This window comes from Klebsiella huaxiensis, from assembly GCF_003261575.2.
In the GTDB taxonomy this organism is placed as follows: Bacteria; Pseudomonadota; Gammaproteobacteria; order Enterobacterales; family Enterobacteriaceae; genus Klebsiella; species Klebsiella huaxiensis.
In genome coordinates, this window is sequence record NZ_CP036175.1 from 549,293 (window position 1) to 566,343 (window position 17,051).

The 17,051-nt window shown below is 48.7% G+C and carries 27 protein-coding genes; 21 read left to right on the forward strand and 6 right to left on the reverse strand.

Features of this window, described 5'->3' with window-relative positions; genetic code table 11:
• Positions 1-5 precede the first annotated feature (5 nt).
• The 15 genes from rplF to DA718_RS02660 all read left to right on the forward strand — a co-directional run bounded on the left by rplF (position 6) and on the right by DA718_RS02660 (position 7,708).
• Complete coding sequence (gene rplF / locus DA718_RS02590) at positions 6-539, forward strand: 50S ribosomal protein L6 (RefSeq protein WP_112217269.1); 534 nt, start codon at positions 6-8, stop codon at positions 537-539.
• 9 nt (positions 540-548) lie between these two features.
• Positions 549-902, forward strand: a complete 354-nt coding sequence (rplR, locus tag DA718_RS02595; protein ID WP_000358960.1) for a 50S ribosomal protein L18 — start codon at positions 549-551, stop codon at positions 900-902.
• A 14-nt stretch (positions 903-916) separates the two neighbouring features.
• A complete protein-coding gene (gene rpsE, locus DA718_RS02600; RefSeq protein WP_004106339.1) occupies positions 917-1,420 on the forward strand; it encodes a 30S ribosomal protein S5 in 504 nt (167 codons plus the stop codon).
• 3 nt (positions 1,421-1,423) lie between these two features.
• Positions 1,424-1,603: a 50S ribosomal protein L30 gene (rpmD, locus tag DA718_RS02605; RefSeq protein ID WP_001140434.1), complete on the forward strand. Its 180-nt coding sequence runs from the start codon at positions 1,424-1,426 to the stop codon at positions 1,601-1,603.
• Between the two features lie 3 nt (positions 1,604-1,606).
• Positions 1,607-2,041, forward strand: a complete 435-nt coding sequence (gene rplO, locus DA718_RS02610; protein WP_110275025.1) for a 50S ribosomal protein L15 — start codon at positions 1,607-1,609, stop codon at positions 2,039-2,041.
• 7 nt (positions 2,042-2,048) lie between these two features.
• A complete protein-coding gene (secY, locus tag DA718_RS02615; protein ID WP_110275027.1) occupies positions 2,049-3,380 on the forward strand; it encodes a preprotein translocase subunit SecY in 1,332 nt (443 codons plus the stop codon).
• A gap of 31 nt (positions 3,381-3,411) precedes the next feature.
• Positions 3,412-3,528 carry a 50S ribosomal protein L36 gene (gene rpmJ, locus DA718_RS02620; RefSeq protein WP_000868187.1) on the forward strand — a complete coding sequence of 39 codons (117 nt, stop codon included), beginning with the start codon at positions 3,412-3,414 and terminating at the stop codon, positions 3,526-3,528.
• 146 nt (positions 3,529-3,674) lie between these two features.
• Positions 3,675-4,031 (forward strand): 30S ribosomal protein S13, encoded by a 357-nt coding sequence (gene rpsM / locus DA718_RS02625; protein ID WP_004106333.1) that lies wholly within the window; start codon positions 3,675-3,677, stop codon positions 4,029-4,031.
• 16 nt (positions 4,032-4,047) lie between these two features.
• Entirely contained in the window at positions 4,048-4,437 is a 390-nt protein-coding gene (gene rpsK, locus DA718_RS02630) for a 30S ribosomal protein S11 (RefSeq protein ID WP_004138423.1), read from the forward strand.
• A gap of 33 nt (positions 4,438-4,470) precedes the next feature.
• Entirely contained in the window at positions 4,471-5,091 is a 621-nt protein-coding gene (gene rpsD / locus DA718_RS02635) for a 30S ribosomal protein S4 (RefSeq protein WP_004125897.1), read from the forward strand.
• 25 nt (positions 5,092-5,116) lie between these two features.
• Positions 5,117-6,106 carry a DNA-directed RNA polymerase subunit alpha gene (locus DA718_RS02640; protein WP_002919219.1) on the forward strand — a complete coding sequence of 330 codons (990 nt, stop codon included), beginning with the start codon at positions 5,117-5,119 and terminating at the stop codon, positions 6,104-6,106.
• A 40-nt stretch (positions 6,107-6,146) separates the two neighbouring features.
• Positions 6,147-6,533 (forward strand): 50S ribosomal protein L17, encoded by a 387-nt coding sequence (gene rplQ, locus DA718_RS02645; protein ID WP_001216372.1) that lies wholly within the window; start codon positions 6,147-6,149, stop codon positions 6,531-6,533.
• 107 nt (positions 6,534-6,640) lie between these two features.
• Positions 6,641-7,012, forward strand: coding sequence for a DnaJ family domain-containing protein (locus DA718_RS02650; RefSeq protein WP_112217270.1), 372 nt, complete (start codon positions 6,641-6,643; stop codon positions 7,010-7,012).
• Positions 7,012-7,437 carry a Zn(2+)-responsive transcriptional regulator gene (zntR, locus tag DA718_RS02655; RefSeq protein WP_112217271.1) on the forward strand — a complete coding sequence of 142 codons (426 nt, stop codon included), beginning with the start codon at positions 7,012-7,014 and terminating at the stop codon, positions 7,435-7,437. Before DA718_RS02650 ends, zntR begins: the two co-directional genes overlap by 1 nt.
• 55 nt (positions 7,438-7,492) lie before the next feature.
• Positions 7,493-7,708 (forward strand): alternative ribosome-rescue factor A, encoded by a 216-nt coding sequence (locus DA718_RS02660; RefSeq protein WP_112217272.1) that lies wholly within the window; start codon positions 7,493-7,495, stop codon positions 7,706-7,708.
• Here DA718_RS02660 and mscL read toward each other — a convergent pair whose 3' ends face one another.
• The 5 genes from mscL to def all read right to left on the reverse strand — a co-directional run bounded on the left by mscL (position 7,709) and on the right by def (position 12,472).
• Positions 7,709-8,122, reverse strand: a complete 414-nt coding sequence (mscL, locus tag DA718_RS02665; RefSeq protein WP_112217273.1) for a large-conductance mechanosensitive channel protein MscL — start codon at positions 8,120-8,122, stop codon at positions 7,709-7,711.
• 140 nt (positions 8,123-8,262) lie between these two features.
• A complete protein-coding gene (gene trkA / locus DA718_RS02670; RefSeq protein ID WP_110275039.1) occupies positions 8,263-9,639 on the reverse strand; it encodes a Trk system potassium transporter TrkA in 1,377 nt (458 codons plus the stop codon).
• Positions 9,640-9,652: 13 nt separating this feature from the next.
• Positions 9,653-10,948, reverse strand: coding sequence for a 16S rRNA (cytosine(967)-C(5))-methyltransferase RsmB (rsmB, locus tag DA718_RS02675; protein ID WP_112217274.1), 1,296 nt, complete (start codon positions 10,946-10,948; stop codon positions 9,653-9,655).
• A gap of 52 nt (positions 10,949-11,000) precedes the next feature.
• Complete coding sequence (fmt, locus tag DA718_RS02680) at positions 11,001-11,948, reverse strand: methionyl-tRNA formyltransferase (protein ID WP_112217275.1); 948 nt, start codon at positions 11,946-11,948, stop codon at positions 11,001-11,003.
• Positions 11,949-11,962: 14 nt separating this feature from the next.
• Positions 11,963-12,472: a peptide deformylase gene (gene def / locus DA718_RS02685; RefSeq protein ID WP_112217276.1), complete on the reverse strand. Its 510-nt coding sequence runs from the start codon at positions 12,470-12,472 to the stop codon at positions 11,963-11,965.
• 131 nt (positions 12,473-12,603) lie between these two features.
• On the opposite strand from def, the gene dprA reads away from it, so the two are divergent.
• From dprA to DA718_RS02715, 6 genes are read left to right on the forward strand one after another with little or no spacing between them, the layout of a single operon-like run.
• Positions 12,604-13,728, forward strand: a complete 1,125-nt coding sequence (gene dprA / locus DA718_RS02690) for a DNA-protecting protein DprA (protein ID WP_112217277.1) — start codon at positions 12,604-12,606, stop codon at positions 13,726-13,728.
• Complete coding sequence (gene smg / locus DA718_RS02695; RefSeq protein ID WP_004125874.1) at positions 13,700-14,173, forward strand: DUF494 family protein Smg; 474 nt, start codon at positions 13,700-13,702, stop codon at positions 14,171-14,173. The genes dprA and smg overlap by 29 nt, the downstream gene beginning before the upstream one ends.
• A 27-nt stretch (positions 14,174-14,200) precedes the next feature.
• Entirely contained in the window at positions 14,201-14,743 is a 543-nt protein-coding gene (locus tag DA718_RS02700) for a DNA topoisomerase family protein (protein WP_112217278.1), read from the forward strand.
• 3 nt (positions 14,744-14,746) lie between these two features.
• On the forward strand, positions 14,747-15,319 hold the full coding sequence (gene tsaC / locus DA718_RS02705; RefSeq protein ID WP_112217279.1) for an L-threonylcarbamoyladenylate synthase type 1 TsaC: 573 nt from the start codon (positions 14,747-14,749) through the stop codon (positions 15,317-15,319).
• 3 nt (positions 15,320-15,322) lie between these two features.
• On the forward strand, positions 15,323-16,141 hold the full coding sequence (gene aroE, locus DA718_RS02710; protein WP_112217280.1) for a shikimate dehydrogenase: 819 nt from the start codon (positions 15,323-15,325) through the stop codon (positions 16,139-16,141).
• Complete coding sequence (locus DA718_RS02715; protein ID WP_112217281.1) at positions 16,138-16,395, forward strand: DUF1488 family protein; 258 nt, start codon at positions 16,138-16,140, stop codon at positions 16,393-16,395. Before aroE ends, DA718_RS02715 begins: the two co-directional genes overlap by 4 nt.
• Here DA718_RS02715 and DA718_RS02720 read toward each other — a convergent pair.
• Positions 16,371-16,925 (reverse strand): gamma carbonic anhydrase family protein, encoded by a 555-nt coding sequence (locus DA718_RS02720; protein ID WP_112217282.1) that lies wholly within the window; start codon positions 16,923-16,925, stop codon positions 16,371-16,373. The genes DA718_RS02715 and DA718_RS02720 overlap by 25 nt on opposite strands.
• Positions 16,926-17,051 lie beyond the last annotated feature (126 nt).

The following is a 17,051-nucleotide window of genomic DNA, read 5'->3' on the forward strand; positions in this document are numbered from 1 at the left end:
AAAAAATGTCTCGTGTTGCTAAAGCACCGGTCGTTGTTCCTGCCGGCGTTGATGTAAAACTCAACGGTCAGGTTATTACGATCAAAGGTAAGAATGGCGAGCTGACTCGTACTATCAACGATGCTGTTGAAGTTAAACATGCAGATAATGCACTGACCTTCGGTCCGCGTGATGGTTACGCTGACGGATGGGCTCAGGCTGGTACCGCGCGTGCCCTGCTTAACTCAGTAGTTATCGGTGTTACCGAAGGCTTCACTAAAAAGCTTCAGCTGGTTGGTGTAGGTTATCGTGCAGCGGTCAAAGGGGATGTAGTAAACCTGGCTTTAGGTTTTTCTCATCCTGTTGAGCATAAGCTGCCAGCCGGTATCACTGCAGAATGTCCGACTCAAACTGAAATCGTGCTGAAAGGCGCTGATAAGCAGGTGATCGGCCAGGTTGCAGCAGATCTGCGCGCCTACCGTCGTCCTGAGCCTTATAAAGGCAAGGGTGTTCGTTACGCCGACGAAGTCGTGCGTACCAAAGAGGCTAAGAAGAAGTAAGGTAACACTATGGATAAGAAATCTGCTCGTATCCGTCGTGCGACCCGCGCACGCCGCAAGCTCCAGGAGCTGGGTGCAACTCGCCTGGTGGTACATCGTACCCCGCGTCATATTTACGCACAGGTAATTGCACCGAATGGTTCTGAAGTTCTGGTAGCTGCTTCTACTGTAGAAAAAGCTATCGCTGAACAATTGAAGTACACCGGTAACAAAGACGCGGCCGCAGCTGTGGGTAAAGCTGTTGCTGAACGCGCTCTGGAAAAAGGCATCAAAGATGTTTCCTTTGACCGTTCCGGGTTCCAATATCATGGTCGTGTCCAGGCACTGGCAGATGCTGCCCGTGAAGCTGGCCTTCAGTTCTAAGGTAGAGGTGTAAGATGGCTCACATCGAAAAACAAGCTGGCGAACTGCAGGAAAAGCTGATCGCGGTTAACCGCGTATCTAAAACCGTTAAAGGTGGTCGTATTTTCTCCTTCACAGCTCTGACTGTAGTTGGTGACGGTAACGGTCGCGTAGGTTTTGGTTACGGTAAAGCGCGTGAAGTTCCAGCAGCGATCCAGAAAGCGATGGAAAAAGCCCGTCGCAATATGATTAATGTCGCGCTGAACCACGGCACCCTGCAGCACCCGGTTAAAGGTGTTCACACGGGTTCTCGTGTATTCATGCAGCCAGCTTCCGAAGGTACCGGTATTATCGCCGGTGGTGCAATGCGCGCCGTTCTGGAAGTTGCTGGAGTTCATAACGTTCTGGCTAAAGCATATGGTTCTACTAACCCGATCAACGTGGTTCGTGCAACTATTGATGGCCTGGAAAATATGAATTCTCCAGAAATGGTCGCTGCCAAGCGTGGTAAATCCGTTGAAGAAATTCTGGGGAAATAAACCATGGCAAAGACTATTAAAATTACTCAAACCCGCAGTGCAATCGGTCGTCTGCCGAAACACAAGGCAACGCTGCTTGGCCTGGGTCTGCGTCGTATTGGTCACACCGTAGAGCGCGAGGATACTCCTGCTGTTCGTGGTATGGTCAACGCGGTTTCCTTCATGGTTAAAGTTGAGGAGTAAGAGATGCGTTTAAATACTCTGTCTCCGGCCGAAGGCTCCAAAAAGGCGGGTAAACGCCTGGGTCGTGGTATCGGTTCTGGCCTCGGTAAAACCGGTGGTCGTGGTCACAAAGGTCAGAACTCTCGTTCTGGCGGTGGCGTACGTCGCGGTTTCGAAGGTGGTCAGATGCCTCTGTACCGTCGTCTGCCGAAATTTGGCTTCACTTCTCGTAAAGCAATGATCACTGCAGAAGTTCGTCTGTCTGATCTGGCTCATGTAGAAGGCGATGTAGTCGACCTGAACACGCTGAAAGCGGCTAACATTATCGGTATCCAGATCGAGTTCGCGAAAGTGATCCTGTCTGGTGAGGTATCTCGTCCGGTAACTGTTCGTGGTCTGCGCGTGACTAAAGGTGCTCGTGCTGCTATCGAAGCTGCTGGCGGTAAAATTGAGGAATAAGTAGCAGATGGCTAAGCAACCGGGATTAGATTTTCAAAGTGCCAAAGGTGGGATTGGCGAGCTGAAACGCAGACTTTTGTTTGTAATCGGTGCGTTGATTGTGTTCCGTATTGGCTCTTTTATTCCGATCCCTGGTATTGATGCCACTGTACTTGCCAAACTGCTTGAGCAACAGCGAGGCACCATCATTGAAATGTTCAACATGTTCTCTGGTGGTGCTCTCAGCCGTGCTTCTATCTTCGCTCTGGGTATCATGCCGTATATTTCGGCATCGATCATTGTCCAGCTGTTAACGGTTGTTTATCAGCCATTGGCGGAGCTTAAGAAAGAAGGGGAGTCTGGTCGTCGTAAGATCAGCCAGTACACCCGCTACGGTACTCTGGTGCTGGCGATATTCCAGTCGATTGGTATTGCTACTGGTCTACCGAATATGCCTGGTATGCAGGGCCTGGTCATTAATCCAGGTTTTGCGTTCTATTTCACCGCTGTTGTGAGTCTGGTTTCAGGAACGATGTTCCTGATGTGGCTAGGCGAACAGATTACTGAGCGTGGTATCGGTAACGGTATTTCGATCATTATCTTCGCTGGTATTGTTGCGGGACTCCCGCCAGCCATCGCCCATACTATCGAGCAAGCGCGTCAAGGCGACCTGCACTTCCTCCTGTTGCTGTTGGTTGCAGTATTAGTATTTGCAGTGACCTTCTTTGTTGTCTTTGTAGAACGTGGTCAACGCCGTATTGTGGTTAACTACGCGAAGCGTCAGCAGGGTCGTCGTGTCTATGCTGCACAGAGCACACATTTACCGCTGAAAGTGAATATGGCAGGGGTAATCCCGGCAATCTTCGCTTCCAGTATTATTCTGTTCCCGGCTACCATCACGTCATGGTTCGGGGGCGGTACTGGTTGGAACTGGCTGACAACAATTTCGCTGTATTTGCAGCCTGGGCAACCGCTTTATGTGTTACTCTATGCGTCTGCAATCATCTTCTTCTGTTTCTTCTACACGGCTTTAGTATTCAACCCGCGTGAAACAGCAGATAACCTGAAGAAGTCCGGTGCATTTGTACCAGGAATTCGTCCGGGAGAGCAAACGGCGAAGTATATCGATAAAGTAATGACCCGCCTGACTTTAGTTGGTGCGTTGTACATCACTTTTATCTGCCTGATCCCGGAGTTCATGCGTGATGCAATGAAAGTACCGTTCTACTTCGGTGGGACCTCACTGCTTATCGTTGTCGTTGTGATTATGGACTTTATGGCTCAAGTGCAAACTCTGATGATGTCAAGTCAGTATGAGTCTGCATTGAAGAAGGCGAACCTGAAAGGCTACGGCCGCTAACAGGGCGCCCGAGAAGTTACGGAGAGTAAAAATGAAAGTTCGTGCTTCCGTCAAGAAATTATGCCGTAACTGCAAAATCGTTAAGCGTGATGGTGTCATCCGCGTGATTTGCAGTGCCGAGCCGAAGCATAAACAGCGCCAAGGCTGATTTATTCGCATATTTTTCTTGCAAAGTTGGGTTGAGCTGGCTAGATTAGCCAGCCAATCTTTTGTATGTCTGTACGTTTCCATTTGAGTATCCTGAAAACGGGCTTTTCAGCATGGTGCGTACATATTAAATAGTAGGAGTGCATAGTGGCCCGTATAGCAGGCATTAACATTCCTGATCACAAACATACCGTCATTGCATTAACTGCAATTTTCGGTATCGGCAAGACCCGCTCTAAAGCCATCTGTGCTGACACGGGTATCGCTGAAAATGTTAAGATCAGTGAGCTGTCTGAAGAACAAATTGAATCCCTGCGTGAAGCAGTAGGTAAATTTGTCGTTGAAGGTGATCTGCGCCGTGAAATCACCCTGAGCATCAAGCGTCTTATGGACCTTGGTTGCTATCGTGGTTTACGCCATCGTCGTGGTCTTCCGGTTCGCGGTCAGCGTACTAAGACCAACGCACGTACCCGTAAGGGTCCGCGTAAACCGATCAAGAAATAGTCGGGGTGATTGAATAATGGCAAAGGCACCAGTTCGTGCACGTAAGCGTGTAAGAAAACAAGTCTCTGATGGCGTGGCTCATGTCCATGCTTCTTTTAACAACACCATCGTTACCATTACTGATCGTCAGGGTAACGCGCTGGGTTGGGCAACAGCCGGTGGTTCCGGTTTCCGTGGTTCTCGCAAATCCACTCCGTTTGCAGCTCAGGTTGCAGCAGAGCGTTGCGCTGAAGCCGTAAAAGAATACGGCATCAAGAATCTGGAAGTTATGGTTAAAGGTCCGGGTCCAGGTCGCGAATCTACTATTCGTGCACTGAACGCCGCTGGTTTCCGCATCACGAATATTACTGATGTGACTCCGATCCCTCATAACGGTTGTCGTCCGCCGAAAAAACGTCGCGTATAACGCGTTCGTTTCTAGGATTGTTGGAGAAAGAAAATGGCAAGATATTTGGGTCCTAAGCTCAAGCTGAGCCGTCGTGAGGGCACTGACTTATTCCTTAAGTCTGGCGTTCGCGCGATCGATACCAAGTGTAAAATTGAACAAGCTCCTGGCCAGCACGGTGCGCGTAAACCGCGTCTGTCTGACTATGGTGTGCAGTTGCGTGAAAAGCAAAAAGTTCGCCGTATGTACGGTGTGCTGGAGCGTCAGTTCCGTAACTATTATAAAGAAGCAGCGCGTCTGAAAGGCAACACTGGTGAAAACCTGTTGACTCTGCTGGAAGGTCGTCTGGACAACGTTGTATACCGTATGGGCTTCGGCGCGACTCGTGCTGAATCACGTCAGCTGGTTAGCCACAAAGCTATCATGGTAAACGGTCGTGTTGTTAACATCGCTTCTTATCAGGTTAAAGCGAATGACGTTGTCAGCATTCGTGAGAAAGCGAAAAAGCAATCTCGCGTGAAAGCCGCTCTGGAGCTGGCTGAGCAGCGTGAAAAGCCAACCTGGCTGGAAGTTGATGCTGGCAAGATGGAAGGTACGTTCAAGCGTCAGCCAGAACGTTCTGATCTGTCTGCGGACATTAACGAACACCTGATCGTCGAGCTTTACTCCAAGTAAAGCTTAGTACCAAAGAGAGGACACAATGCAGGGTTCTGTGACAGAGTTTCTAAAACCGCGCCTGGTCGATATCGAGCAAGTGAGTTCGACGCACGCCAAGGTGACCCTTGAGCCTTTAGAGCGTGGCTTTGGCCATACTCTGGGTAACGCACTGCGCCGTATTCTGCTCTCATCGATGCCGGGTTGCGCGGTGACCGAGGTTGAGATTGATGGTGTACTTCATGAGTACAGCACCAAAGAAGGCGTTCAGGAAGATATCCTTGAAATCCTGCTCAACCTGAAAGGGCTGGCGGTGAGAGTTCAGGGTAAAGATGAAGTCATCCTTACTTTGAATAAATCTGGCATTGGCCCTGTGACCGCAGCCGACATTACCCATGACGGTGATGTCGAAATCGTCAAGCCGCAACATGTGATCTGCCACCTGACCGATGAGAATGCTGCTATTAGCATGCGTATCAAAGTTCAGCGCGGTCGCGGTTATGTGCCGGCTTCTGCCCGAATTCATTCGGAAGAAGATGAGCGCCCGATCGGCCGTCTGTTAGTCGACGCATGCTACAGCCCAGTAGAGCGTATTGCCTACAATGTTGAAGCAGCGCGTGTAGAACAGCGTACCGACCTGGACAAGCTGGTCATCGAAATGGAAACCAACGGCACAATCGATCCTGAAGAGGCGATTCGTCGTGCGGCAACCATCCTGGCAGAACAACTGGAAGCTTTTGTTGACTTACGTGATGTACGTCAGCCGGAAGTGAAAGAAGAGAAACCAGAATTCGATCCGATCCTGCTGCGCCCTGTTGACGATCTCGAATTGACTGTCCGCTCTGCTAACTGCCTCAAGGCAGAAGCTATCCACTATATCGGTGATCTGGTACAGCGTACCGAGGTTGAGTTGCTGAAAACGCCGAACCTGGGTAAAAAATCTCTTACTGAGATTAAAGACGTGCTGGCTTCACGTGGTTTGTCTCTGGGCATGCGCCTGGAAAACTGGCCACCGGCAAGCATTGCTGACGAGTAACCGGATCACAGGTTAAGGTTTTACTGAGAAGGATAAGGTCATGCGCCATCGTAAGAGTGGTCGTCAACTGAACCGCAACAGCAGCCATCGCCAGGCTATGTTCCGTAACATGGCTGGTTCGCTGGTTCGTCATGAGATCATCAAGACGACCCTGCCGAAAGCGAAAGAACTGCGTCGCGTAGTTGAGCCGCTGATTACTCTTGCCAAGACTGATAGCGTAGCTAATCGTCGTCTGGCATTCGCCCGTACTCGTGATAACGAGATCGTGGCAAAACTGTTTAACGAGCTGGGCCCGCGTTTCGCGAGCCGCGCAGGTGGTTACACTCGCATTCTGAAGTGTGGCTTCCGTGCAGGCGACAACGCGCCGATGGCATACATCGAGCTGGTTGATCGCTCTGAATCGAAAGCAGAAGCTGCTGCAGAGTAATTTGTAGTAACGTAAAAAAACCCGCCCAGGCGGGTTTTTTTATATCCTCTATCATTCCGCTTCACTACAATATCTGTACTATTTGTGTTCATCCCCGGAGCCGTATCATGTGGTTACTGGATCAGTGGGCAGAGCGCCATATCCTCGATGCTCAAAACAAAGGTGAATTCGATAATCTTCCAGGCTGCGGAGAACCGCTTATGTTGGATGATGATTCACATGTCCCACCAGAGCTACGCGCAAGCTATCGGTTGCTTAAAAATGCAGGCTGTTTACCTCCCGAGCTGGAACATCGAAAAGAAGCAATCATGCTTGTTGACTTACTCAGGAACGTTCAGGAAAACGAACCGTGCTGCGTGGAGTGGAGTCGTCGTCTTGCCCTGGTTGAACTAAAACTACGGCAAGCAGGTCTTAATACTGACTTTTTGCGTGGCGATTATGTAGATAAGTTACTGCATAAGATTAATGAGGAGCAATAATGTATCGCATCGGTGAACTGGCAAAATTGGCAGACGTTACTCCCGATACCATTCGCTATTATGAAAAACAGCAGATGATGGAGCATAACGTACGTACTGAAGGAGGATTTCGTCTCTATTCAGACAACGATCTGCAGAGACTCCGTTTTATTCGTTATGCCAGGCAATTGGGTTTCACATTGGAATCGATTCGCGAACTTCTTTCGATCCGAATAGATCCGGAGCATCATACTTGCCAGGAGTCGAAAGGTATCGTTAAGGCTCGTTTAAGGGAAGTTGAATCTCGGATCAAAGAGCTACAAACTATGCGTCGGTCATTGCAGCGGCTTAATGACGCATGCTGTGGGACCGCACACAGTAGTATTTATTGTTCGATCCTTGAGGCGCTTGAGCAAGGAGCCAGTAGCCAAAATGCAGAGCGTTGATTTCTACATCGTGCAGATCTACACTTGCATCGATTTTTACTAATCAGGAGTGTTTATGAGCCACTATCAACATACTAAAGGTAAAATAAAAGATAACGCCATTGAGGCACTACTTCATGACCCCTTGTTCAGGCAGCGAGTTGAGAAGAATAAGAAAGGAAAAGGAAGTTACCAGCGTAAAGATAAACATACGGGACGTAATGAGCGGGAGGCCAGTGGCAAGAGAGTTAAGCACTTTTTTACCACTGGCCTTCTGCTTCTAATATTTTAATTAAGAACGATTGTTTTGTTCTTTTAGCAAGTCACGAATTTCACTGAGCAAGACTTCTTCTTTGCCTGGAGCCGGCGGCGCAGCTGGAGCTTCTTCTTTTTTGCGGTTTAGTCTATTTATCAGTTTAATTGCCATAAAAATGGCAAATGCAACGATGACAAAGTCAAAAACGTTTTGGATGAATACACCATAGTGCATGACGACTGCGGGGATATCCCCCTGTGCATCACGAAGCGTAACCGCAAACTGTTTAAAATCGATCCCGCCAATAAGCAAACCTAGTGGTGGCATAATTATATCGGCGACTAGCGACGATACAATCTTACCGAATGCGGCACCAATGATGACACCGACGGCCAGGTCAACAACATTACCGCGCATCGCGAATTCGCGAAATTCTTTTAAAAAACTCATTTTATTCTCCTTGGGCCAGCTAACACTGATAAGTTTAACAAATGTATTCCTATTTTCCATTGCCAGGTAATAATTGCATAGAAATATTATCCATTGATAAATAAGGGATAAAGGAAAGGCGCCAGCATGACGCCTGAAAACTACAGGAAGAAGGGGCTTGGTTGGAAGAGTCTCTCAACATCGGAGATAAATTTTTTGTCAGTGAGGAACATAATGACATGATCGCCTTGTTCAATACGCAGATTGTTATTAGCTATCATGACATCATTACCGCGTACGACAGCACCAATGATGGTTCCTGGGGGAAGCTTAATTTCATCAATCGCGCGGCCTACTACTCGCGAAGTGCTCTCATCACCGTGAGCCACAGCTTCGATAGCTTCTGCAACGCCGCGTCGTAACGAAGAAACGCCGACAATATCCGCCTTGCGAACGTGGCTAAGTAGTGCAGATATTGTTGCCTGCTGTGGTGAGATCGCAATGTCGATCACGCTACCCTGAACAAGATCAACATAGGCGCGACGTTGGATGAGTACCATGACTTTTTTGGCCCCCATACGTTTAGCTAACATCGCAGACATAATATTGGCTTCATCATCATTGGTGACTGCAATGAAGAGATCAACTTGATCAATATGCTCCTCAGCCAGTAATTCCTGATCTGAGGCGTCTCCGTAAAAGACGATGGTATTTTGCAGTTTCTCTGCGAGTTCTGCTGCGCGCTGCTGGTTGCGCTCAATAAGTTTGACGCTGTAATCTTTCTCCAGCCGATGAGCAAGCCCAGCTCCGATGTTTCCTCCTCCGACCAGCATAATGCGCTTGTAGGGTTTCTCCAGGCGCTGAAGTTCGCTCATTACTGCGCGGATATGCTGAGATGCGGCGATGAAAAACACTTCGTCACCAGCTTCAACGATTGTTGACCCTTGCGGCCTGATTGGTCGATCGTGGCGGAAAATAGCTGCTACGCGCGTATCAATATGTGGCATATGTTCGCGCATAGTTGAAAGTGCATTACCGACCAGAGGACCGCCATAATAGGCCTTAACCACAGCCAGGCTGACTTTCCCTTCAGCAAAATTAACAACCTGTAGGGCGCCAGGATACTCAATTAAGCGATATATATTATTAATTACCAGCTGTTCTGGTGCAATCAGATGATCAATAGGGACAGCTTCTGAGTGAAAGAGTTTATCAGCATCGCGTACATAATCTGGAGAACGGATACGGGCAATACGATTCGGAGTATTAAATAGCGAATAGGCGACCTGACAGGCTACCATGTTGGTTTCATCTGAGTTGGTGACTGCAACCAGCATGTCTGCATCGTCTGCACCTGCTTCACGTAGTACGCGTGGGTGCGAGCCATGCCCCTGTACTACACGCAGATCGAATTTATCCTGCAAGCTGCGAAGACGATCGCCATTAGTATCAACTAGCGTAATATCGTTGTTCTCTCCAACTAGATTTTCCGCCAGAGTTCCGCCTACCTGTCCAGCGCCAAGAATAATAATCTTCATCAACAGTGACCTGTTATTTCCGGTTTTTAATCAGCTTAGCGTAAAAGAATCCATCACCTTCTTCTGACCCAGGGAAATTTTGCAATCCTGGTTTCTCAAGCGTTCCCGTTGTGCTCAACTCTGCATCTGATGTGCGAGTAAGGAAAGCTGCAATTTGCTCACAGTTCTCTTCTGGTAAAATGGAGCAGGTAGCGTAAACCAGTGTTCCGCCGGGCTTTAGATGGGGCCAAATGGCATCAAGAATTTTTGCCTGCAGCTGCGCCAACTCGGCAATATCACTATCGCGCCGCAACCATTTGATATCCGGATGGCGACGAATAACCCCTGTTGCGGAGCAAGGTGCGTCAAGCAGGATACGATCGAATATTTCATCACCACACCATTGCGCTGGATAGCACCCATCACCCTGTTTAACCTGCGCCTTGAGGCCAAGGCGTTTAAGATTGTCATAGACGCGGGAAAGTCGCTGCTCATCGATATCAACGGCCATTACGTTAGCCTGTGGTGCAACTTCCAGGATGTGGGTTGTTTTTCCACCAGGGGCTGCGCAGAGATCGAGAATCCTTTCTCCGTTCTCAGGAGTCAAATAATGCATACAACCTTGCGCTGAAGCATCCTGGACAGTAACCCAACCTTCATTAAAACCTGGTAAGGAATGAACAGGGGCTGGAGATGCCAGACGAACAGCATCTGGGTAGTCTGAATGAGCAAAGCCTTGTAATCCTGCTTCTTTCAGTAACGCGAGCCATTCATCGCGAGAATGATGGGTGCGGTTAACGCGTAACCACATTGGCGGGCGTTGATTATTGGCATCTGCAATCGCTTGCCACTGCTGCGGCCAGGCCTGTTGAATACGTTTAAGTAGCCATTTGGGGTGGAGGAAGCGATTTTCGGTTTGCGCAAATTCAGCCAGCAGTTCTTCCTGTTGGCGTTGAAACTGACGCAACACACCGTTAATAAGCCCCTTCAACTGAGGACGTTTAACGGAGACTGCACCTTCCACCGTTTCTGCCAGTGCGGCGTGAGCAGGAATGCGGGTGTACAGCAACTGATATAAACCGACCATGATTAAAAAATGAATAGTGCGCTGCTTGCCCTTCATCGGGCGATCCATCAGTTTACTGATTAACCATTCAAGCTGATTTAGCGTGCGCAGAACGCCAAAGCATAGCTCTTGCAGCAGTGCTTTATCTTTTTCACTGACTTTCTGCTGTAACGGAGGCAAAACGTTGCTTAACGATTGCCCTTGTTCAACGACTTGCTCAATAGCCTGGGCAGCCAGGCTGCGTAAGTTAAGATTTTTTTTCATAAGAGTAAAAATAAAAATGCCCGGCGAAACCGGGCTTTAGAAGAGAGAACCGTCAGGCAAGACGATGACCGGGGATAAACCACTCCCGACGAGAATTCAGCAAGTCCTGTGCACTCATTGCTTTTTTACCCGCTGGCTGCAGCGACTCCAGATTCAGGATACCGTCACCAGTTGCCATCTGGATACCCAATTTGCTGACTGCCACGATAGTGCCGGGTTCAGCACTGCTTGTATCGGTGCTAACAGATGCACGCCAGACTTTTACTGGTTGTTCATCAATTTCTAGCCAGCTTATTGGCCATGGATTGAACGCCCGAATGCAACGTTCAAGCTGCACGGCAGAAAGTGACCAGTCAATACGCGCTTCTTCTTTGCTTAGCTTCTCGGCATAGCTGACTAGCGTTTCGTCTTGTACTTCAGGTTTTGCTGTACCACTGACCAGTTGAGCCAGAGTTTCCAGTAATCCTTGTGGCCCAAGAACCGCCAATTTATCGTACAAGCTACTGCTGGTGTCTTCTCCAGTAATTGGGCAAGACAGTTTATACAACATATCACCAGTATCGAGCCCTACGTCCATTTGCATAATGGTCACGCCAGTCTCGGTATCACCAGCCCATAATGCACGCTGGATTGGCGCCGCACCGCGCCAACGTGGCAACAAAGAACCGTGAACGTTGAGGCAACCCAGACGTGGCATGTCCAGAACCTGCTTGGGGAGGATTAGTCCATAAGCAACTACAACCATCACATCGGCGTTCAGCGAGGCAACCAGCTGCTGATTTTCCTGCGGGCGCAGTGAAGAGGGTTGAAATACCGGTAGGCCATTTGCTTCAGCCAGTATTTTGACAGGACTCGGCATGAGTTTTTTGCCACGACCTGCAGGCCTGTCTGGCTGAGTGAATACACCGACGATCTCATACTCAGATGACAACAGTGCGTCAAGATGACGCGCTGCAAAATCGGGCGTTCCCGCAAAAATTATACGTAATGATTGTGACACGTTAGTCCTTGTCTTCAGGCTCGTGCATTCAGGCGATCCAGTTTTTCAACTTTCTGGCGGATACGCTGTTGCTTAAGCGGGGACAGATAATCAATAAATAGTTTGCCTACTAGATGATCCATTTCATGTTGGATACAAATAGCCAGTAAACCATCGGCTGACAGTTCAAACGGCTTACCTTCACGATCCAGAGCCCGAATCCTTACTTTTTCGGCTCGTGGTACCAACGCACGCTGCTCAGGAATGGAAAGGCAGCCTTCCTCAATCCCAGTTTCACCGTCTTTTTCCAGCAATTCTGGATTAATTAACACCAGACGCTCTTCTCGATTCTCTGACACATCAATAACAATAATACGCTGATGGATGTCCACCTGCGTAGCGGCCAGACCAATGCCTTCCTCAGCGTACATTGTCTCGAACATATCATCGACGATACGCTGAATTTCCGCATTCACTTCTTTGACCGGCTCAGCGACTTTGCGAAGGCGCTCGTCCGGAATATGTAACACTTGCAAAACTGCCATAAAGATCCAGAGTTGTATTCAGGAGTTGATAAGATTATTAGCTCTATTCTAGACAAAACCCCCCGCAATTGACAGTCTCGCTGTCCAATCGCAAAGATTGCTAAAGCCGCTTATGGCAGAGGGGAACAGGGATGACGCCTACAGAAATTTGGTTACGCCTGATGAAAGTGAGCAGCCTGTATGGCGACGAAATGGTGATGGTTGCTCATCAGTTATGTTCAATCCCAACAATAGATCATGAGAGTTTGAATGCCTGCGGTTTGAATAAGGTGCAATCGAAACATTTTCTTGGAATTAATCAACATGAGATTGATACAACACTGCAATGGCTGGAACGACCAAATTGTTATCTACTCACTGCTGACGATCCTCTCTATCCTCCCCAGCTACGGGCAATTGTTGACTATCCTGGCGCACTTTTAGCTTGTGGTGATCCGGTATTACTGAGCAACCGACAGTTAGCCGTAGTGGGCAGTCGCGCGCATTCATGGTATGGCGCTCGTTGGGGGAAAATGTTTTGTGAGGTTTTAGTTCGCTATGGCATTACGATCACTAGCGGATTGGCTTTAGGTATTGATGGTATAGCTCATCGTGGTGCACTGGAGGGGCAAGGAAAAACCGTTGCCGTTTTAGGGAATGGTTTAAGAGAGATTTATCCTCGCCGCCATCAAGCATTAGCAGAACAAATAACTAGCAGTGGCGGCGTTGTACTCTCCGAATTTCCTCTTTTTACTCCCCCATTACCGGGTAACTTTCCCCGGCGTAACCGGATTATCAGTGGATTAAGTGTTGGCGTATTGGTTATCGAGGCAGCATTAAAAAGTGGCTCATTAGTGACTGTTCGCTGTGCTCTGGAACAGGGAAGGGAAGTCTTCGCATTACCCGGACCTATTGGTAGTCCTGGTTCCGAAGGTCCACATTGGCTTATCAAGCAAGGAGCCATTCCCGTTACTGCACCGGAAGATATAGTTGAATATTGGCAGCATGAGCTGCTATGGGCCTTCGATGAGCATGATAACGTAAATAATTGCGACAATCAGCCCCCTGTAGCATTGCCATTTCCAGAGCTCCTGGCTAACGTAGGAGATGAGGTAACACCTGTTGACGTTGTCGCTGAACGTGCCGGCCAATCTGTGCCAGTGACCGTAGCTCAGCTACTTGAACTGGAGTTAGCAGGCTGGATCGCAGCTGTACCCGGCGGCTATGTCCGATTAAGGAGGGCAAGCCATGTTCGACGTACTCATGTATTTGTTTGAGACTTACATCCATAACGAAGCAGAAATGCGGGTGGACCAGGATAAACTGACTCGGGATCTTACCGATGCTGGTTTTGAACGGGAGGACATCTATAACGCGCTGATGTGGCTCGAGAAACTGGCTGATTATCAAGAGGGCCTTGTTGCGCCCATGCAGCTTGCTTCTGACCCACTCTCCTTACGAGTATATACCGATGAGGAGTGTCAGCGTCTGGATGCGAGCTGCCGAGGATTCTTATTATTCCTTGAGCAAATTCAGGTGTTGAACCTCGAAACGCGGGAAATGGTGATAGAACGCGTACTGGCGCTGGATACGGCAGAGTTCGATTTGGAGGATTTGAAATGGGTCATCCTGATGGTGCTGTTTAATATTCCGGGCTGCGAAAACGCCTATCAGCAAATGGAAGAATTACTCTTCGAAGTAAATGAAGGTATGCTGCATTAATCTTTTCGCAGCGACACTAGAGTTGTTATGACCAAATCAGCACTGTTTTCGGTGCGTAAAAACGAGCCTTGCCCCCAATGTGGGGCTGAACTTGTAATACGTTCTGGGAAACATGGGCCTTTTCTCGGCTGTTCACATTATCCGGACTGTGATTATGTCCGTTCCCTGAAGAATCAGGCGGACGGGCATATTGTCAAAGTTCTGGAGGGGCAGATGTGTCCGTCTTGCGGTGCCATATTGGTACTGCGGCAAGGACGTTTTGGTATGTTTATTGGTTGTAGCAACTACCCAGAATGTGAGCATACTGAACTCATTGATAAACCTGATGAGACTGCCATAGCCTGCCCGCAGTGTAGTCAGGGACATCTGGTCCAACGTCGTTCACGTTTCGGAAAAAACTTTTATTCCTGCGATCGCTACCCTGATTGTCAGTTCGTCATTAATTTTAAGCCAGTGGCGGGTGAGTGCCCAGAGTGTCATTACCCTCTACTAATCGAAAAGAAAACGGTGCAGGGCGTAAAGCGTTTTTGTGCCAGCAAACAATGTGGAAAGCCGACACCGGCGGAATAATCAGTGAATAATAACCTGCTTTCAGAAACCATCGCACATGCAGTTTCGGTCCTGAACAATGAACTTGTCATCGCCTATCCTACGGAAGCTGTTTTTGGCGTCGGCTGCGATCCCGATAGCGAAAAAGCCGTCATGCATTTGTTGGCACTTAAACAGCGACCGGTTGATAAAGGACTGATCCTAATCGCCGCTAACTTTGAACAGCTCAAACCTTATATTGATGATTCACAACTTAGCGATGAGCGGCGTGCTGCTATTTTTTCCTGCTGGCCTGGGCCGGTGACCTTTGTATTCCCTGCTCTCGATTCTACACCCCGTTGGTTGACCGGCCGTTTTGATTCGCTGGCAGTGCGAGTAACGGATCACCCGCAGGTAGTTGAGTTGTGTGAGGCTTACGGTAAACCATTGGTTTCTACTAGCGCCAATTTATCTGGTGAGCCACCTTGCCGCACGACTGCTGAGGTTTATGCGCAGTTTGGCGCTAGCTTCCCGGTAGTTGATGGGGTAACCGGTGGACGTCAGAATCCTTCTGAAATACGTGATGCCTTGACGGGCGAACTCTTCCGCCAGGGATAACTTATGGAAACCTACGCAGTATTTGGACACCCGATTGCTCATAGCAAGTCACCATCTATTCATCAGCTCTTTGCGAAGCAGCTGCAGATTACGCATCCCTATGGGCGAGTCCTGGCCCCCCTTGATGATTTCGTAAATACTCTTAACGCTTTTTTTGGTGATGGTGGCAAGGGAGCTAACGTCACCGTTCCTTTCAAAGAAGAGGCTTTCGCGCGAGCAGATGAGTTAACCGAACGTGCAGCACTGGCCGGTGCTGTTAATACCCTTAAACGGCTGGAGGATGGCCGGTTGCTGGGGGACAACACCGATGGCGTGGGGCTACTGAGTGATTTAGAACGACTCGATTTCATTAAACCTGGTTTTCGGGTTCTGCTTATTGGTGCAGGTGGTGCTTCACGTGGCGTATTGCTGCCTCTTTTATCGCTGGATTGCGCTGTCACTATTGTGAATCGTACATTTTCGCGTGCGCATGAACTGGCAACGCTGTTTGCTCATACTGGCAGCGTCCGTGCTCTGGATATAGAAGCATTAAATGGTCAGGTGTTTGATCTCATCATTAATGCCACATCTAGCGGTATTGAAGGAGAAGTCCCTGCTATCCCCGTTTCGCTAATCAACACCCATGTCTATTGCTATGACATGTTTTATCAGAAAGGTTGCACGCCATTTTTACGTTGGTGTCAGCAACATGGTACTAAAAGATGTGCCGATGGGCTGGGAATGCTGGTGGCACAGGCCGCACACTCAGTACTATTGTGGCACGGTGTTCTGCCGGAAATTGCCCCTGTAATTCTGGCTTTGCATGAGGAATTGAACACGTGAACCAGGCTATTCAATTTCCCGACAGGGAGGTATGGGATGACGAGCGTCAGTGTATCGCTTTTCCAGCATTAGTTAACGGTATGCAACTGATCTGTGCCATAAAGCTAACAACGCTTCAGCAACGTTTTGGTGACGAAGATCCCGAACTGTGCCTGGCCGCATTTCGTGAGCATCGTTGGGATCTGGAAGAGGAGGCCCACGAATTAATCTGCGACCAGCAAGAAGACGCTCAAGGATGGGTCTGGTTTTCCTGAGCCAGATAATCATTTTTCCATTTCACATAGTTGTTTGCTGAATACCTTAGCCCCACAATTTCCGCCTCCGTGAGGGGGCGTATTTGTTTAACCGGGTTGCCAAAATAAAGGTAGCCGCTTTCCAGACGTTTGTTTTGTGGAACCAGACTACCGGCACCAATCATGACGTCATCTTCCACAATGACACCATCCAGTACAATCGACCCCATACCAACCAGCACGCGGTTAGCTATAGTGCAGCCGTGCAGCATAACTTTATGACCGACGGTCACATCATCGCCAATAATCAGTGGATTGCCATGTGGATTATATGAAGACTTATGAGTGACATGTAAGACGCTGCCGTCCTGAATGTTGGTGCGCGCGCCTATTTCCACATAATTCACATCACCGCGAATTGTGACCATTGGCCAGATACTGACATCATCATCAATTCTGACATCGCCGATCACCACGCTACTGGTGTCGATCATCACGTGTTGACCTATTTTCGGGGATAAATCTTTATAGCGACGTAGATTTACAGGCATGGTTACCTCAATAAACCAGGGGATGAAGAGACTTTGGTAGCTTTTGGGACCATCTGCAACCCTTTGACGTGGTAAAAATTAGGCGAATTGAGCACAAACCCTGCGAAAAGGGTGAAAAAACATCAT

Bases quoted from the DNA above. Each gene is read 5' to 3' on its own strand.
- rplF (WP_112217269.1), top strand. From the start codon at position 6: ATGTCTCGTGTTGCTAAAGCACCGGTCGTTGTTCCTGCCGGCGTTGAT.
- rplR (WP_000358960.1), top strand. From the start codon at position 549: ATGGATAAGAAATCTGCTCGTATCCGTCGTGCGACCCGCGCACGCCGC.
- rpsE (WP_004106339.1), top strand. From the start codon at position 917: ATGGCTCACATCGAAAAACAAGCTGGCGAACTGCAGGAAAAGCTGATC.
- rpmD (WP_001140434.1), top strand. From the start codon at position 1,424: ATGGCAAAGACTATTAAAATTACTCAAACCCGCAGTGCAATCGGTCGT.
- rplO (WP_110275025.1), top strand. From the start codon at position 1,607: ATGCGTTTAAATACTCTGTCTCCGGCCGAAGGCTCCAAAAAGGCGGGT.
- secY (WP_110275027.1), top strand. From the start codon at position 2,049: ATGGCTAAGCAACCGGGATTAGATTTTCAAAGTGCCAAAGGTGGGATT.
- rpmJ (WP_000868187.1), top strand. From the start codon at position 3,412: ATGAAAGTTCGTGCTTCCGTCAAGAAATTATGCCGTAACTGCAAAATC.
- rpsK (WP_004138423.1), top strand. From the start codon at position 4,048: ATGGCAAAGGCACCAGTTCGTGCACGTAAGCGTGTAAGAAAACAAGTC.
- rpsD (WP_004125897.1), top strand. From the start codon at position 4,471: ATGGCAAGATATTTGGGTCCTAAGCTCAAGCTGAGCCGTCGTGAGGGC.
- DA718_RS02640 (WP_002919219.1), top strand. From the start codon at position 5,117: ATGCAGGGTTCTGTGACAGAGTTTCTAAAACCGCGCCTGGTCGATATC.
- rplQ (WP_001216372.1), top strand. From the start codon at position 6,147: ATGCGCCATCGTAAGAGTGGTCGTCAACTGAACCGCAACAGCAGCCAT.
- DA718_RS02650 (WP_112217270.1), top strand. From the start codon at position 6,641: ATGTGGTTACTGGATCAGTGGGCAGAGCGCCATATCCTCGATGCTCAA.
- zntR (WP_112217271.1), top strand. From the start codon at position 7,012: ATGTATCGCATCGGTGAACTGGCAAAATTGGCAGACGTTACTCCCGAT.
- DA718_RS02660 (WP_112217272.1), top strand. From the start codon at position 7,493: ATGAGCCACTATCAACATACTAAAGGTAAAATAAAAGATAACGCCATT.
- mscL (WP_112217273.1), bottom strand. From the start codon at position 8,122: ATGAGTTTTTTAAAAGAATTTCGCGAATTCGCGATGCGCGGTAATGTT.
- trkA (WP_110275039.1), bottom strand. From the start codon at position 9,639: ATGAAGATTATTATTCTTGGCGCTGGACAGGTAGGCGGAACTCTGGCG.
- rsmB (WP_112217274.1), bottom strand. From the start codon at position 10,948: ATGAAAAAAAATCTTAACTTACGCAGCCTGGCTGCCCAGGCTATTGAG.
- def (WP_112217276.1), bottom strand. From the start codon at position 12,472: ATGGCAGTTTTGCAAGTGTTACATATTCCGGACGAGCGCCTTCGCAAA.
- dprA (WP_112217277.1), top strand. From the start codon at position 12,604: ATGACGCCTACAGAAATTTGGTTACGCCTGATGAAAGTGAGCAGCCTG.
- smg (WP_004125874.1), top strand. From the start codon at position 13,700: ATGTTCGACGTACTCATGTATTTGTTTGAGACTTACATCCATAACGAA.
- DA718_RS02700 (WP_112217278.1), top strand. From the start codon at position 14,201: ATGACCAAATCAGCACTGTTTTCGGTGCGTAAAAACGAGCCTTGCCCC.
- aroE (WP_112217280.1), top strand. From the start codon at position 15,323: ATGGAAACCTACGCAGTATTTGGACACCCGATTGCTCATAGCAAGTCA.
- DA718_RS02720 (WP_112217282.1), bottom strand. From the start codon at position 16,925: ATGCCTGTAAATCTACGTCGCTATAAAGATTTATCCCCGAAAATAGGT.